This window comes from Aeromonas sp. Prich7-2, assembly GCF_017939255.1.
In the GTDB taxonomy this organism is placed as follows: domain Bacteria; phylum Pseudomonadota; class Gammaproteobacteria; order Enterobacterales; family Aeromonadaceae; genus Aeromonas; species Aeromonas caviae.
Genome location: NZ_JAGKRI010000368.1, coordinates 14,629 through 30,457, shown reverse-complemented (window position 1 = coordinate 30,457; position 15,829 = coordinate 14,629). Strand labels below are relative to the sequence as shown.

The window sequence follows — 15,829 nt, the reverse complement described above, 5'->3', positions numbered from 1 at the left end:
GAGGTGGTCTACGACCTGTTCCACGTGGTGGCTCGCTATGGCCGAGAGGTGGTGGACCGGGTGCGAGTGGAGCAGGCGAATGCACTGAAAAGCGATAAACCGGCGCGAAAAGTGGTCAAAAGTGCGCGTTGGTTGCTGCTACGTAAATCGAAGCTGAGTGAAAAACAGGATGTGAAGTTGCAGGAGCTGTTGGCGGCGAATCAACCGCTGGCGATGGTGTACGTGCTGAAAGAGGCGTTGAAGGGCATCTGGTATGCGCCGAGCGTGTGGGAAGGATGGCGACGATGGCGGAGCTGGATGCGGCAGGTGAAGGAAAGCGGGCTAGCGCCGCTGCAACGATTTGGTCGAAATTTATCGAAATATATGCGGGGGATCCTGGCGAGTGCAAACTACCCGATGCACACGAGTGTGCTGGAAGGGGTGAACAACAAGATCAAAGTGATAAAGCGTATGGCATATGGATTTAGGGACTCAGAATACTTTTTTCTGAAAATCAAGGCGGCCTTCCCCGGAAAGCCGCGATGAACCATAAAAAAGCCGCCCCGTTGGGGCGGCTGTTGGTTGTACCGTTAACGGTCGGCCTAGCGTTTTCGCAGCAGGCGCAGGGCGTTGGCGGTGACCAGGGCGGTGGCGCCGGTGTCGGCCAGCACCGCAATCCACAGGCCGGTGATGCCGAGCAGGCTGGTGACCAGGAAGATGGCCTTGAGCCCCAGCGCCAGCGCGATGTTCTGGTGGATGTTGGCCAGCGCCGCGCGGGAGAGCCGGATCATGGCGGCAACCCCGCCGAGCTGGTTGTGGGTCAGTGCCGCATCGGCGGTCTCCAGCGCCACGTCGGTGCCGCCTCCCATGGCGATGCCGATGCTCGCCCGCTTCATGGCCGGGGCGTCGTTGATGCCGTCGCCGATCATCGCGACCTTTTGCGTCAGACCGAGCTTGGCGATCTCATCGACCTTGCCCTCCGGCAGCAGGCCGGCGCGCCAGCCCATGCCGAGCTCGGTGGCGATCGCCTCGGCGGCGCGGGGGTTGTCCCCGGTCAGCATGATGCTCTGCAGGCCGAGCTGGTTGAGCTCTTGCAGCGCCGCAGCCGCCTCGGGGCGGATCTGGTCGCGAAGTGCCAGCAGGGCGGCCGGGGCGGCGTCAGGCTGACCGAGCACCACCACTGTCTTGCCTTGCTGCTCCAGGGTGGCGACCCGGGCCTGCATCGCCGCATCCAGGGTGGCGACCCGGCTCGGCGCCAGTAGCTGCCAGAGGGTGCCGTCGATGCGACCTTCCACGCCCATGCCGGGCAGGGCACGCAGCTCCTGGGCTGCCGCCAGGGCAAGACCCCGCTCCCCTGCCGCCGTCACCACGGCGCGGGCCAGCGGGTGGTGGGAGCCCTGTTCGATGGCGGCCGCCAGCGCCAGCAGGTCGGCCTCAGGCTGGCCATTGAGGCTCACCAGTTCGGTCAGCTGCGGCTTGCCCAGGGTCAGGGTGCCGGTCTTGTCAAAGGCCAGGGTATCGATGTGGGCGAGGCGCTCCAGCGCGGCGCCCCCCTTGATGAGGGCCCCCTGGCGGGTGGCTGCCGCCAGCGCCGAGGTGACCGCCGCCGGGGTGGAGATGACCAGGGCGCAGGGGCAACCGATGAGCAGCAGCGCCAGCCCGCGATAGACCCACTCGTCCCAGCTCTGGCCGAAGGCGAGCGGCGGTACCAGCACCACCAGCAGGGCGACCAGCATCATGGCCGGGGTATACCAGCGACTGAAGCGATCGATGAAGCGCTCGATGGGGGCGCGCTGGGTCTCGGCCTCCTCGATGAGGTGCAGGATGCGGTCGATGGCGTTGTTGCCGGGTTCGGACACCACCTCGAGGCGCAGCACCCGATCCGCCGCCAGGCTGCCGGCGGGGACCTTGTCACCCCGGCGGCGCTCCACCGGGATGGATTCGCCGGTCAGGGCGCTCTCGTCAAAAGCGCCGAGGGGATCGAGCAGGCGGGCATCGGCGGCCAGGCGGGCGCCCGGGGCGATTTCGATGATGTCACCGGGGCGCAGCTGGTCGGCAGCGACCTCTTCCCGCACCTCGCCCTCGGCAGTGGTGCGGATGCGCAGCGCCTTGTCGGGCACCAGCGCCATCAGGGCGGTGACCCCGGCGCGGGCGCGGCCGGCGGCGTAGGCTTCCAGATGTTCCCCCAGCATGAACAGCAGCAGCACCATGGCCGCTTCGGCGGTTTCGCCGAGGAAGAGGGCCCCCACGGCGGCGACCGTCATCAGGGTCTCGATGGCGAAGGGGGAGCCGCTTCTGGTCAGTGCCCACGCCTTGCGGGCCACGGGCCACAGCCCCCAGAGGGTGGCTAGGGTAAAGAGCGGCTGACCGATCTGGGCCGGCAACAGGGCCGCCACTCCCATCAGGCCGGCCAGCGACAGGGGCTGCCAATATTTGGCGAGCAGGTTGCTGACTCTCTGCATCAGCGGGCTGCGGCCCGGTTCGCTGCGAGCCGTGTTCTGAGCGCCTCCTTTGAGCTGGAAGCCGGCGGCCAGCACGGCGGCGGTAACGGGATCGGAGGAGAGGCCGGGGGCCAGATCCACCACCAGCTTCTCGGTGGCAAACAGCACCCGAGCCTGCTGTACGCCCTCCACCCGGCTGACGGCGGTCTCTATCTTGCGTGCACAGCTGGGACAATCCATGCCCAGCACCTGCCAGCTATGGCGGCGGCTGTTCTGCTCGGTGCTAGCCAGCGGCGGCTCGGTCGCGGCGGCCGTGTGGGCGTGCCCCTGCTCATGATGATCGTGGTCGTGGTCGTGGGCTGTGTCGGTGGCGCAAGTGCCTCTGGGGGGCTCTTCATCCCCCGGGCCGTCTGCGCCACTTTGCCCCTGATGATCGTGGCGGGTCGGGTTGGCGACGCCACTGGCCTGTGCCCCGTTGTCGCAGCAGTGGCTGGTGTGGCTGTGCCCGGCCTGTGGGGTGGCGGCCTTGCTGACGGCCTTGATGGGGGCAGCGGCGTGTTGATGGCTGCAGCAGGATTTGCTCATGATGCGTTCCTCTTGAGGGATCCCGCCCCTGCGGGATCCTGGATGACTGCGCCGAGTGTAAACCTTGGTGTAAAGTCCAAGGTCAAGCACTCTTCTCCTCCTTGTCCGGGGCCATGACAGTGACCGCTGATCTGCCCCTGGAGCAGGGGGGACGCAAAGGGATGCCAAATCCCTTTCATTAGCGGGTGTTTGTCATCCCGTGGCGGGCCTATACTGGGGACCCTGGATCCCACATCAATCATCAAGGACCTAACATGAGCAATACCGTCACCCTGCAAGGCAACCCCGTCTCCGTCTCCGGCCACTTCCCCGTTGCCGGTGAGCAGGCCAAGCCCTTCTCCCTGGTTGCTGGCGATCTGTCCGATGCGACCCTGGCGACCTTCGCCGGCAAGCGCAAGATCCTGAACATCTTCCCGAGCGTCGACACCCCGACCTGCGCCACTTCCGTGCGCAAGTTCAACGAGCAGGCAAGCGCCCTGAACAACACCGTCGTGCTGTGCATCTCTGCCGACCTGCCGTTCGCCCAGGCCCGTTTCTGCGGCGCCGAGGGTCTGGACAAGGTGGTGAACCTCTCCACCCTGCGCGGTGTCTCCTTCCTGCAGGACTACGGCGTGGCCTTCTCCTCCGGCCCGCTGGTGGGTCTGGCTGCCCGTGCCATCGTGGTACTGGATGAGCACGACAAGGTGCTGCACAGCGAGCTGGTGGCCGAAGTCGCCGACGAGCCGAACTACGCCGCCGCCCTGGCCGTTCTGTAAGTCGCGCCACAGGCTGATTGCCTGACGGCCTGCCCCGTTCACACGGGGCAGGCCGTTTTTATTGCGCTCCCGAACCTTTTACTTATGGGGTGGGTCTGGCTAGACTTCGCCTCCACATCCTCGTTCAGCCTGTATCTGCGATCCCCATGACGTTTGACGAACTCGCCCTTGCCCCCGCCCTGTTGCCCCTGCTGCCCGCAGCGCTGGAAAAACCGACCCCCATTCAGCAGCTAGCCATTCCTGCTGCCTTGTCAGGACGGGATCTGCTTGCCCTGGCCAGGACCGGCAGTGGCAAGACCCTGGCATTCGGCCTGCCGTTGCTGCAGAGGCTGGACGCAGCCAGTGATCGGGTACAGGGATTGGTACTGGTCCCCACCCGGGAGTTGGCAAGCCAGGTGAGCGCCGCCCTGCAGGAGATTGCCGACGGGTTGGGGGTGCGCCTTCTGACCCTGTGTGGCGGGGTGGCCCAGGAGTGGCAGGAGCGGGAACTGGCTCTCGGCCCCCAACTGCTGGTGGCGACCCCCGGACGGTTGCGGGACTTGCTGGCCCAGCAGACGCTGGGGCTGGGTGCCCTGCGCATGCTGGTGCTGGATGAAGCGGATCGCCTGCTGGAGATGGGGTTCTGGCCCGATATCCAGTGGCTGATGAAGGCAATGCCGGAGGCGCGGCAGCAGATGCTCTTCTCCGCCACCTTGCCGGTCGAGCTGGAGAGCCTGGCCTCGGGCCTGCTGCAGGATCCGGTGCGCATCGAGGCCGAGCCGCTCAACAGCCTGGTGAACGACATCGAGGAGCGGCTCTATCTGGTCAACAGGAGCAGCAAGGTGCCTGCGCTGATCGCCCTGCTGGAGGCCGGAGAGTGGCCCCAGGTGCTGGTCTTCATCAGTGCCAGGGACGACGCGGACGGGGTGGCCAAGAAACTCGCCAGGGCTGGCATGACGGTGGCAGCCCTGCACGGAAACAAGGATCAGGCTGCGCGGGAGCAGGCGCTGGCGGATTTCAAGGAGGGCAGGGTGCGGGTGCTGGTGGCCACGGACCTGATGGCGCGCGGCATCCACGTGGAGGCATTGCCCGTGGTGATCAATCTGGATCTGCCGGAGCATGCGCCCGTCTACGTGCATCGTATCGGTCGTACCGCCCGTGCCGGACAGAGCGGTCTGGCCATCTCCCTTACCTGTCACGGGGATGGGGAGGCGCTCGAGGGGATTCGGGCCCTGACCGGTCGCCCCCTGCCCCTGGCGGCGCTGGCAGGTTTCCCGGTGACCGACAAACCCGCCAGCGGGGAGAGCAAACGGGCGCCAAGAGACAAGCAGGCGAACCGTCGCACCCAGGGCAAGCGCAGCATCAAGCAGTTCAAGGGCAAATCCTGAGACGGACTTCTTGCCCCCGGCGGGAGCCTGTCGTCGTGAAGGAGAGGAGAGATCGGCAGCGCGCCCGGGGGCGCGCCAAACTACACGGCAAGGGGATCAGTCGTGGAACTGGTTGATCAGGCGGGAGAGGTTTTGCAGCCGCTCCACCAGCAGGGTGATGCCATCGAGGGCTTGACGGCTGTTGTCCGCGGTGTGGCTCGCCAGTTGGTGGATCTGGTGGATCCCCTGATCCAGGGTGCTGGTGACATCCGCCTGCTGGCTCACCGCCTGGGCTATCTCGTCGCTGGTGTGGGTCACCCGGGCCAGCATCCGGTTGATCTGGTCGAGCACCTCGGCGGTGGCCCCCATGTGCTGCTGACAGAGCACTGATGTCTGGGCCCCCTGCTCCATGCCATCGGACAGTTGCCGGGTGCTCTGTTGCAGCGCCCCTATCATGTCGCTTATCTCGCCGGTGGAACTGCGGGTCTTCTGGGCCAGGGCCCGTATCTCGTCGGCCACCACCGCAAAGCCGCGCCCCTGTTCACCGGCCCGTGCCGCCTCGATGGCCGCATTGAGGGAGAGCAGGTTGGTCTGATCCGCAATCTGCCCGATCACCTCCAGAATGCCGTTGATCTTCTGGCTGTCCTGGGTCAGGCGCGCCAGCACGCCCTGGCTGGCGTCCAGCTCCTGATGAAGCCTGTCGACCGAATCCCGGGTGGTGGCCAGCGCCTGCTGGCCACTGGCGGACACCTGCTGGACCTCGCCCACCAGCGCATTGGCCTGGTGGGCATTGTCAGCCACATCGCGGATGGACTGGCTCATCTGGGTGATGGCCGCCGCCAGTTGCTCGCTCTGGGCCCGCTGCTGTTGCAGGTGAGTGTCTATGGTCTGGATATGCCCCCTGTCATCTTCCGCCGCCTGCAGGATCTGCTGGTTGGTGTCCGCGCTGCGACCTACCACGGCGCGCAGCTCCGCCTTCTTCATGCGCAGCAGCAGTTCAAGGGCGGCCAGGCTGTCCTGACGCCTGGCATAGAGTACCTGGCAAAGGGCGCTGCCCTGCTCCTCGCCCGCCATGGCCAGCAGCCTGGCCAGCCGCCGTTGCAGATGCCAGCCATGCCCCATCTGGGCCAGCAAGCAGAGCAGGGTGATGACTCCCCACCCCGGCTGGCCGGTGACCAGACTGGCCCCCATGCCGAGCAGGGCGGTGCCAGAGAGCAGCAGACACAGCTGCCCCGGCTCCAGGGTCAGCCGGGTCAGCCAGGGCAGTGCCTTGCCGTCACGGATCCGGGCATAGAGCTGCTCTGCCCAGGCGATGTCGTGATCCTGGGGACGGGTGCGGACAGACTGGTATTCGATGATCTGCTGCTGATCGTTGAGAATCGGCGTGACGTAGGCGTTGACCCAGTAGAACTGACCACTCTTGGCGCGGTTCTTTACCAGCCCCATCCAGCTCTTTCCTTGTTGCAGGCGGCGCCACATGTCGGCGAACGCGGCCTTGGGCATGTCGGGGTGGCGGACCAGATTGTGGGGCTCCCCTTCCATTTCGGTCGCGCTGTAGCCCGCCACATCGCAAAAGTGCTGGTTGGCATAAGTGATGTGACTGGCGGGATCCGTGGTCGAGATCAGTGATATGTGATCGGGTAAACGGATCTCCCCTTCGTGCCGGGTTGTGGTCATGTGCGCATCCTGAATGAGCCAAGTAACTGATAAAGTTATTTTTTATTTTTGTGATTGTTACGGCGTCATTGTAGATGCGGACTGTTACACCACCTTGGCTTGGGTCAATAAATCAACACGGGAAAGGCTGAAAAAAGTCGTAGATGGCGGCTCAGCCGCGGGGAGTGAAGTCGTGGATCTCCCCCGTCCTCGGCTTGAAGCGGGGGTCATTGTCTTCTGCGCTGGCGACCCAGGCCATGGCCTGGCAGAAACTCTCCTGCTTGGCGAAGGCATCCCGGGCCTGATCGATGGCTCGTTCGGCATTGCGCCGCTCCATCTTGCTGGCCTTGCGGTCGCTGAACTGCTTCTGCTGGCTCAACATCCATTCGAGGAAGGCTTGGCGGCATTCGGTTTCATCGGCGGCCTTGGCGGGAAGGGCAACAAACAGGGCAATCAGGAGCAGAGCACGCATGGCAGGATCGGATCACGGGGTTGATGAATGAAAAGAGGCGGCATTTTATGCCGGGAACTTGAACAGGAACAGTGCCAGGAGGGGTCAGATGTCCCGACCCCTCCCCGGACTCAGTGTTTGACGAGGTAGAGCTGACGGCTGTAGGCCACGTCTTCCGGGTTGTTGATGGGATACCCCTTGAGCCAGGGCTTGATGAGCCGGGCATTGGTGTACTGGTAGATGGGGGCGATGGGGGCCTCCTTCTGCAAGATGGCCTCGGCCTCATCGAACAGGCGGGCCCGCTCTGCGGGATCCTGACTGTTGGCCGCCTGCGCCAGCAGCTTGTCGTAAGCCGGGTTGGTGAACCGGGCCATGTTGCCGCTGTGGCCCGATCCCCAGAGCCCGAGGAAGGCGGAGGGGTCGTTGTAATCGGCGACCCAGGAGGAGCGGATCACCTCGAACTGGCCGCTTTGACGGCTGTCGAGATAGGTTTTCCACTCCTGGTTGGTGAGCTCGACCCGGGCCCCTAGCTTCTGTTTCCACAGGTTGGCGATGGCCAGCGCCATCTTCTTGTGAATTTCCGCCGTGTTGTAGAGCAGGGTCAGCCTGAGGGGATTGCTTGGGCCGTAGCCCGCTTCTTTCAGCAGGGCTCTGGCACGCTCGTCCAGCGCCTGCTGACTGCTGGTGGAGAGCAGATTGGGCTTGGGGTCGAAGCCGGCGGTCACGTCCGGGGTGAAGTGGTAGGCCGGTTTCTCCCCGGTGCCCAGCACCTTGTCGGCAATCAGGCCCCTGTCGATGGTATAGGAGAGCGCCTGGCGCACCCGCACATCATTGAGGGGCGGGCGCTGGGTGTTGAAGGCGTAGTAGTAGGTGCCGAGCTGTTCCGGGGTATAGACCTCCCCCGGGATCTGGGCCATCAGGCTCTGGTACTGCTCCTTGGGGAAGGATTCGGTGATGTGCAGATCCCCGGCCAGATAGCGGTGGGTGGCGGCGCTCTCCTGGTTGATGGGCACGAAGGTGACGCGGGTCAGCACCGTGTGGGCGCGATCCCAGTAGTAGGGATTGGGCGTCAGCTCCAGTTTCTCGTTCACCACCCGGTGACTCAACACGAAGGCGCCGTTGCCCACCAGCTTGCCGGGCTGGGTCCACTGGTTGCCATATTGCTCCATGCTGGCCTGGTGCAGGGGCGACAGGCTGGGGTGGGTCAGCAGGCTCAGGAAATAGGGCACCGGCTGGGAGAGGGTCACCTTCAGGGTATGGTCATCGACGGCCTCCACCCCGAGCGCATCGGGGGCCAGCCTGCCTGCCACTATGTCGTCCACCTTGTCGAAGCGGGCAAGCTGGGCGAACCAGGCGAAAGTGGCGGCTTCCCTGGGGTCAACCAGCTTGCGCCAACCATAGACGAAGTCGGCGGCGCGCACGGGGTCGCCGTTGGACCAGCGGGCATCCGGCCTCAGGTGGAAGGTGAATGTCTGGTTCCCCTCGTTGTCCCAGCGGGATGCCACCCCGGGCAGCACCTTGCCGTCCGGCCCCTGGGTCAGCAGCCCCTCGTAAAGGTCCCTGAGGACCTGCAGCTCCGGCAGTCCCACCAGCTTGAGGGGGCTCAGGCTCGCCGGTTCATCCTTGAGATGACGGACGACGGCCTGTTCAGCGGCGAGTGGGGTACCGGGCGGCACATCGGCGGCCTGGACGCAGGCACAGCCCAGCAGGGCCAGCAGGGGGCTCCATCCTTTCATGGTGAATCCTTCAAAATGTGTGAAGCGAGGAGAAAACTCGGCGAGAATGCATCGCCGGCAGATGGGAAATCATGATATCCCCTTTGCTGGTCAGACCGCCAGCATGAGTCCCATGATATCCGATGCGGCTGTCAACGAGGGGGCGCCGTGAGCGCCAGGAAAAGGAGAAAGTGATGAGAGCATGGATCTTGTTGGCCTGCGTGCTGAGCCAGGGCGCCTGGGCGTTGTCCCCGTGCGAGAAGAGCAGCCCGGTGGGAAGCTGGTGCGAAGTGAACATAGAGGCGCTGCACCCCACCCAGGGCGGCGTCGGTCAGTTGCAGGTGGATACCACAGCCCGGGAGCTGGCGGACAAGAGCGAGAAGCAGCTCGACAAGCTGATGAAAAAGAAAGAGATCCCTATCGTCATCGCGCCGGATGGGGGTTACTGGCTGGTGGACAGGCACCACCTGACCAAGGCGCTGTGGCAGCAGGGGGTGAAGCAGGTCAGGGTCAAGGTGATTGCACGGTTGCAGGACAGGGCCAATTTCTGGAGCCAGATGCAGAACAACCACTGGGCCTGGCTCAAGGATGAACGGGGTCAACCCCTGACTCCCGAGCAGTTGCCCGGTCATATCGGTGAATTGCCGGATTATCCCTACCGCACCCTGGCGGGGCTGTTGCAGGATGCGGGCTACTTCAGCAAGAAGGATCAGGTCTACTTCGTCGAGTTTGCCTGGGCCAGCTGGCTCGGCCAGCAGATGGCCTGGCAGCCGATCGATGAGGTCAACCTCGCGGATCGCCTCGCCGAAGCCAAACGGCTGGCGTGCAGCAGCAAGGCGGCGGATCTGCCTGGTTACCCCGGCAAGCAGTGTCGCGTCAATCAGCCCAGAACGGCGGGTTGAGGGATCCTGCACAAAGGGTCTGGTTGATATTTGTTCTCGATTGGCCATGATACAGACTCCACTCGTGTCGGCAAAGGAGAGGAACATGGAACATCAGAACTGGCAACGTTACATGCTGGAGGCGGAGAATGCCCTTGGCATGGGAGCTCTGGGCACGGCGATCTGCCTCTATCAGCAGGCCCTGGGGGAAGTGTATGAGCTGGCCTCCGGGGATCTGGACGAACTGGCCAGCATGCGGGTCGCCACCTGTCACCGCATGGCCGACTTCTGGCGTGCCATGGAAGAGCCCGCCTATGAACTGCGCTACCTCAAGCTCGCCTCCGAGCTGGTCACTGCCCTGGTGCCCCAGTGCCCCAACCGGGAGTGCGAATCTCTCATCAGCGAGCTGGGCTGCTGCCGCGCCGCCCTGCTCTCCTTCTTGAAGCGCCACCCCAATCCGGAGATCGCCCGGCTTATCCAGGTGCAGGACAGGGTGCAAGGCTGCGAGTTGATAGGCCGGTTCCGTCTCAACTGAGTTCAGCGCCGTTTTTGCAGCTTGCTGGCGATGCGGCTTTGCGCCTCTTCCCCTTGCAGGGCCTGGGCGAAGGCGCGCGCTTCCAGGTCGATGACGAAATGCACCGCCTGTTTGAGCTCCTGCTTGAGCAGCGCCTTGCTCTTCTGGAGCGCCATCGGCGGCTTGGCCGCCAGTTTCAGCCCTTGCTCCCGAGCGAAGGGGAGCAGGTCCGCCGGGGCCAGCACCCGGTTGGCGAGCCCGAGACGCAGCGCCTCTTCTCCATCTATGGCCTCTGCCAGCAGCAACAGCTCCGCCGCCTTGAGGTGACCTACGGCGCGTGGCAGCAGCAGGCTGGCGGCAAACTCCGGCACCAGTCCCAGCTCGACGAAAGGCAGCTGCAGCCGGGCGTTGTCAGCCAGATAGACCAGGTCGCAGTGCAGCAGCAGGGTAGTGCCGATGCCGACTGCCGGGCCGCCCACGGCGGCGATCACCGGTTTGGGGAAGTCGGCCAGGGTGTGCAGAAATTGCAGGATGGGATCGTCCGGCTCAAGGGCGTGCTTGCCAACAAAGTCGTCCAGATCGTTGCCGGCGGTGAAGCACTCCGCCTGGCCCTGCAACAGCAGCACATGGACCTCTTCGTCCCAGGCGGCCTGGCGCAGTGCGTCGGTCAGCGCCAGATACGTCTCCGTGTTGAGGGCATTGCGCTTTTCCGGTCGATTGAAGGTCAGGGTGAGCAAGCCGTCCTGCTGTTCGGCCAGAATTGTGAGGGCCATGTCTGAATCCTTGTTGTCGGGGGCTGCCAAAAGCTTGCCACAGGGGTAAGCTTTGTCTCGTTTAACAACATCATAAAAGGATTTCAACCATGTTTAAACGTGCGTTTTATTCCACCATGGCACTGCTTCTGGCCGCCCCGGCCCTGGCCAAGGTCGACGCGGTCGATGGTTATGTGCGCCTGCTGCCCCCTGGCTCGCCGAACACGGCGGCGTTCATGGTGCTCAGGAACGATGGGGACAAACCGGTGAAACTGGTGGCGGGAGCGTCCCCTGAGGCGGGCCGTGTCGAGCTGCACACCCATTTGCACGAGAACGGCGTCATGAAGATGCGCCAGGTGGAGAGCATCGAGATCCCGGCCAAGGGGGAGGCCGTGCTCAAGCCCGGCAGCCTGCACATCATGTTGTTCGACATCCATACCCTGGCCCAGGGCACGCCCTTCCCGCTGACCCTGACCCTGGACGATGGTCAGACGCTGTCACTGAGCCTGCCCGTGAAGCCGGTCGAACCCATGAAAGGGATGAAGCACTGACATTTATGGACGCTTGTTCAGCTTTTTACTCTAGGTATTCCTTGCCCAGCGGGTAAAATGATGGCCTTTCCAGTCCAAAATGGAGCGAAGTGATGAAGAAGACCCTGATTGCCGGCACTGTGATGGCTCTGCTCAGCCATGGGGCCATGGCCGCCAATGACTGGCGTTTTGCGGCGGGTGCCGATCTGTGGAATGCCCAGGGAAGTGGCCAGGTCAGCAGCGTGGGTGCCGATGGCAGCTACGACGAGAACTACAACTGGAGCGGCTACCTGCAACTGGAGCACGGCATCCTGCTGCTGCCCAACGCCAAGTTTGAAATGTCCGACTTCAGCAGCAGCGGTGGCAGCTTCAACAACGATCTGCTGGCTTACGACCTGAGCCTCTACTATCGCCTGTTCAACAACGATCTGTTCCAGATCGATCTGGGTCTGACCGGTCGTCGCTACGACGGTGATTTCAACACCCAGCACTACTCCTATGACAAGGATGTGCTGATGGCCTACACCGGGGGTGAAGTACGCATCCCGGGGACCGGCTTTGCGGCGTTTGGCGATATGCGGGTGCAGGATGCCGACAACTACGACTACCGTCTGGGCGGCTCCTACAAGTTCTCTTCCGTGCCGCTCAAGATCCGCGCCGGCTGGCGTGAGGCCGAGATGGACTTCGATCGCGTCGATCAGACCATCGACGGCTGGTTCATCGGTGGTGAATTCACCTTCTGATCTCCCTGAGGAGCACACATGGGCCACATCATAGTGACTGGCGCGGGGTCCGGACTGGGCCGCGCCCTGACCATAGGGCTGGTTGAACGCGGCCATCAGGTTTCCATGATGGGTCGCCGTTACCAGAAACTGCAGGAGCAGGAAGAGCTGCTCGGCAAGGCGGTGATCGGCATTGCCGCCGATCTGGCGCACCACGAAGAGGTGGATGTCGCCTTTGCCGCTGCGGTGGAGTGGGGCGGCCTGCCCGACATGGTGATCCACTGTGCCGGTGTCGGCGAGTTCGGCCCGGTGGGTGTCTACACCGCCGAGCAGATCCGCCGGGTGGTGGAGAGCAATCTCATCTCCACCATACTGGTGGCCCAGCAGACGGTGCGCCTCATCGGTGACAAGGGCGGCGTGCTGGCGAATGTGCTCTCCTCTGCCGCCCAGACCGGCAAGGCCAACGAGAGCCTCTATTGCGCCTCCAAATGGGGCATGCGCGGCTTTCTCGAATCCTTGCGGGCCGAGCTGAAGAGTGCTCCCCTGCGACTGGTGAACCTCTATCCGAGCGGGATCCGCAGCGAGTTCTGGGAGAATTCGGATCACGTGGATTCGAGTGGCTTCATGACGCCGGAAGACGCTGCAGCCTACATGCTGGATGCGCTGGCCGCGAGAAGCAGCTGCCATGTGACCGACCTCTTTATCGGTCGCAATGCCTGAAGCGCCGTGAACCTGCCCCGTCGCCAGATGACAAGGAAACAAAAAGCGCGCCATTTGGCGCGCTTTTTCATTGATGTGCAGTGCTAAATTATCTGCTTGCCTGCCTCTCTTTACGCCGGGCCATCATGGATTTGAAGGCGGGTAAATTCAGTGCCGACATGGCATGGATGATTGATGATGCATGTCGGCACATATTATTTCCGAGTCGCATATTCCCGCAGGAAGGATGGAATCACCTGTTTTGGCTTCTTGCCAAGGGTCAGCAGCAATTCAAAGTCCGGGTCGATAATGCCATGTCGACACGCCAGCTCTTCCAACAAGGCAAGCCAGAGGTGGGCCGTCACCTCTGCATCCGCCAGGGCACGGTGAAACACCCCGTCATTGGGCAGACTCCGGTATTGCACCAGGGTACCCAGCTTGTGATCCGGGGCATCGGGAAACAGGCGCCTCGATAGCAGCAGGGAACAGGCGAACTGGCCGCGGTATTGCGCCGGCAATCGCTCTATTTCCGCATCCAGAAAGCGCTTGTCGAAGGAGGCGTTGTGGGCGACCAGATTGTCATCACCGATAAAGTCGACGAAATCCGCCATCACCTCGTTACAGGGGGGAGCCTGTTTCAGCATGGCATTGCTGATCCCGGTATATTGCTCGATGAAGCTGCTCACGTTGAAGCCCGGATTCATCAATGCCGAGAAACGCTCACTGATATGGCCATCCTTGATTCTGACGGCACCGACCTCGATGGCTCTATCCCCTTGTCCGGGTGAAAGCCCTGTGGTCTCGAAGTCGAGCACGACAACGGTATTGGCTGAGGCGATGGACATAACTTCTCGGGCAAGCTGGGTAAAGAGCGCCAGTCTAGGAAATCAGCCGTGCCGTGTACAGGGCAATGCAGTTATCTCATTGGTTCACGCTGGAGACGCATTTTTGTGCATCATGGCTGAGAGCCATATAAAAAGCCCCGAGTGCCGTGGCACTCGGGGCTTTCCTATGAAAAGCGAAAGGCGGTGTCGGCGTTATCAGCGACCCAGCTTGGCCTTGAGCATGGCAACGATCTCTTTGATCGCCACTTCCTGCTTCTCGCCGGAGCGGCGGCACTTGTACTCCACCACGCCGTTGTCCAGACCACGGTCACCGATGACGATGGCGTGGGGCACACCGATCAGCTCCATGTCGGCGAACATCACACCCGGGCGCTCTTTACGGTCGTCGAACAGCACGTCCACCCCGGCGGCTTTGAGCTCGGCGTAGAACTGCTGTGCCTGCAGGGCGACGCGCTCGGATTTGTGCATGTTCATCGGCACGATGGCCACTTCGAACGGGGCGATGGCATCCGGCCAGATGATGCCGTACTGGTCGTTGTTCTGCTCGATGGCGGCAGCCACCAGACGGGAAACCCCGATACCGTAGCAACCCATCTCCATGGTGACGGACTTGCCGCCTTCGTTCAGCACGCTCGCCTTCATCGCTTCGGAGTACTTGGTGCCCAACTGGAAGATGTGGCCCACTTCGATACCGCGCTTGAGCAGCAGCTTGCCCTGGCCGCACGGGCTCGGGTCGCCTTCTACCACGTTGCGCAGGTCGGCAACCTCAAAAGAGGTGATGTCGCGATCCCAGTTGGCGCCGGTCAGGTGGAAGCCGGTCTCGTTGGCGCCGCAGACGAAGTCCGCCAGATGGGCGGCGCTGCGATCGACGATGATGCGACCGGCAAAGTCGACCGGGCCGATGGAACCGGCATCGCAACCGGCGGCCGCTTTGATCTGCTCGTCGTTGGCGAAGGTCAGCGGGTTAGCCACGCCAGAAAGCTTCTCGGCCTTGATTTCGTTCAGCTCGTGGTCGCCACGCAGTACCAGGGCGATGACGGCCTGTTTGCCGTGCTCGTCTTCCTCGGCCAGTACCAGCAGGGTCTTGGCGATGGCGGTCGGCGCCACGTTCAGGAAAGCGGCTACTTCATCGATGGTGTGGACGGCCGGGGTAGCCACCTTGGTCAGGGCTTTGGTTGCGGCAGCGCGCTCGCCAGCCGGTGCCAGGGCTTCGGCCATCTCGATGTTGGCGGCGTAATCGGATGTATCGGAGAAGGCGATCAAGTCTTCACCGCTCTCAGCCAGCACCTGGAATTCGTGGGAGCCGGTGCCCCCGATGGAGCCGGTATCGGCCTGCACCGGGCGGAAGTTCAGACCCATGCGAGTGAAGGCGGTGCAGTAGGCCGCGTGCATCTTCTCATAGGTATCGACCAGGGAGGCCTTGTCGATGTGGAAGGAGTAGGCATCCTTCATCAGGAATTCGCGGCCACGCATCACGCCGAAACGGGGGCGCACTTCATCGCGGAACTTGGTCTGGATCTGGTAGAGGTTGAGCGGCAGTTGCTTGTAGCTGTTCACTTCGTAACGGACCAGCGCGGTGATCACCTCTTCGTGGGTCGGACCCAGCACGAAGGGGCGGTTGTGACGGTCGGTCAGGCGGCACAGCTCGGGGCCGTAGTCATCCCAGCGGCCGGACTCCTGCCACAGCTCGGCGGGCTGTACCACCGGCATGGACACTTCGACGGCACCCGCATTGTTCATCTCTTCGCGGACGATGTTTTCAATCTTCTTCAGGACCCGCAGGCCGGTCGGCAGCCAGGCGTACATGCCGGAAGCGAGTTTGCGGATCATCCCGGCGCGCAGCATCAGCTGGTGGCTGACAACTTCAGCGTCGGAGGGGGTTTCCTTGAGAGTGGAAAGCAGATATTGGCTGGTACGCATCGCGGTAGACCTTCGCTAGTTCGGGCGGCTTGGCCCTG

The 15,829-nt window shown here is 63.3% G+C and carries 15 protein-coding genes; 8 read left to right on the top strand and 7 right to left on the bottom strand.

The window, feature by feature from the left end; all coding sequences use genetic code 11:
- Positions 1-525, top strand: a 525-nt coding sequence (locus tag J9892_RS23680; RefSeq protein ID WP_210539146.1) for a transposase, incomplete at its 5' end; no start/stop codon positions are given.
- Positions 526-581: 56 nt separating this feature from the next.
- Here the strand turns inward: J9892_RS23680 and J9892_RS23675 are convergent.
- On the bottom strand, positions 582-3,005 hold the full coding sequence (locus tag J9892_RS23675) for a zinc/cadmium/mercury/lead-transporting ATPase (protein ID WP_210539145.1): 2,424 nt from the start codon (positions 3,003-3,005) through the stop codon (positions 582-584).
- 254 nt (positions 3,006-3,259) lie between these two features.
- Here J9892_RS23675 and tpx point away from each other — a divergent pair, with 254 nt between their 5' ends.
- The gene (tpx, locus tag J9892_RS23670) at positions 3,260-3,760 is read left to right on the top strand and encodes a thiol peroxidase (protein WP_010672853.1); all 501 of its coding nucleotides are present in this window, start codon (positions 3,260-3,262) and stop codon (positions 3,758-3,760) included.
- A 146-nt stretch (positions 3,761-3,906) separates the two neighbouring features.
- A complete protein-coding gene (locus J9892_RS23665) occupies positions 3,907-5,127 on the top strand; it encodes a DEAD/DEAH box helicase (protein ID WP_210539144.1) in 1,221 nt (406 codons plus the stop codon).
- Positions 5,128-5,223: 96 nt separating this feature from the next.
- On the opposite strand, the gene J9892_RS23660 is transcribed toward J9892_RS23665, so the two are convergent.
- The 3 genes from J9892_RS23660 to J9892_RS23650 form a co-directional block, all read right to left on the bottom strand.
- Positions 5,224-6,783: a PAS domain-containing methyl-accepting chemotaxis protein gene (locus J9892_RS23660; RefSeq protein ID WP_210539143.1), complete on the bottom strand. Its 1,560-nt coding sequence runs from the start codon at positions 6,781-6,783 to the stop codon at positions 5,224-5,226.
- 151 nt (positions 6,784-6,934) lie between these two features.
- Entirely contained in the window at positions 6,935-7,234 is a 300-nt protein-coding gene (locus J9892_RS23655; RefSeq protein ID WP_010672856.1) for a hypothetical protein, read from the bottom strand.
- 110 nt (positions 7,235-7,344) lie between these two features.
- The gene (locus J9892_RS23650; RefSeq protein WP_128313682.1) at positions 7,345-8,949 is read right to left on the bottom strand and encodes an ABC transporter substrate-binding protein; all 1,605 of its coding nucleotides are present in this window, start codon (positions 8,947-8,949) and stop codon (positions 7,345-7,347) included.
- Positions 8,950-9,122: 173 nt separating this feature from the next.
- Between J9892_RS23650 and J9892_RS23645 the strand changes: the two genes are divergently transcribed.
- The gene (locus J9892_RS23645) at positions 9,123-9,830 is read left to right on the top strand and encodes a ParB-like protein (RefSeq protein WP_042014597.1); all 708 of its coding nucleotides are present in this window, start codon (positions 9,123-9,125) and stop codon (positions 9,828-9,830) included.
- An 85-nt stretch (positions 9,831-9,915) separates the two neighbouring features.
- On the top strand, positions 9,916-10,344 hold the full coding sequence (locus tag J9892_RS23640) for a DUF2753 family protein (RefSeq protein WP_010672859.1): 429 nt from the start codon (positions 9,916-9,918) through the stop codon (positions 10,342-10,344).
- A 2-nt stretch (positions 10,345-10,346) separates the two neighbouring features.
- Here J9892_RS23640 and J9892_RS23635 read toward each other — a convergent pair whose 3' ends face one another.
- A complete protein-coding gene (locus tag J9892_RS23635) occupies positions 10,347-11,096 on the bottom strand; it encodes an enoyl-CoA hydratase-related protein (RefSeq protein WP_210539142.1) in 750 nt (249 codons plus the stop codon).
- 89 nt (positions 11,097-11,185) lie between these two features.
- Between J9892_RS23635 and J9892_RS23630 the strand changes: the two genes are divergently transcribed.
- The 3 genes from J9892_RS23630 to J9892_RS23620 all read left to right on the top strand — a co-directional run bounded on the left by J9892_RS23630 (position 11,186) and on the right by J9892_RS23620 (position 13,047).
- Entirely contained in the window at positions 11,186-11,626 is a 441-nt protein-coding gene (locus J9892_RS23630) for a copper chaperone PCu(A)C (protein ID WP_039039478.1), read from the top strand.
- A gap of 92 nt (positions 11,627-11,718) precedes the next feature.
- Positions 11,719-12,348, top strand: a complete 630-nt coding sequence (locus tag J9892_RS23625; RefSeq protein ID WP_010672862.1) for a TIGR04219 family outer membrane beta-barrel protein — start codon at positions 11,719-11,721, stop codon at positions 12,346-12,348.
- Between the two features lie 18 nt (positions 12,349-12,366).
- Positions 12,367-13,047 carry an SDR family oxidoreductase gene (locus tag J9892_RS23620; protein ID WP_045523363.1) on the top strand — a complete coding sequence of 227 codons (681 nt, stop codon included), beginning with the start codon at positions 12,367-12,369 and terminating at the stop codon, positions 13,045-13,047.
- Positions 13,048-13,241: 194 nt separating this feature from the next.
- Here the strand turns inward: J9892_RS23620 and J9892_RS23615 are convergent, their stop codons facing one another.
- Positions 13,242-13,871, bottom strand: a complete 630-nt coding sequence (locus J9892_RS23615; protein WP_171865504.1) for a 3'-5' exonuclease — start codon at positions 13,869-13,871, stop codon at positions 13,242-13,244.
- Between the two features lie 195 nt (positions 13,872-14,066).
- The gene (locus J9892_RS23610) at positions 14,067-15,791 is read right to left on the bottom strand and encodes a proline--tRNA ligase (RefSeq protein WP_210539141.1); all 1,725 of its coding nucleotides are present in this window, start codon (positions 15,789-15,791) and stop codon (positions 14,067-14,069) included.
- Positions 15,792-15,829: the final 38 nt, after the last annotated feature.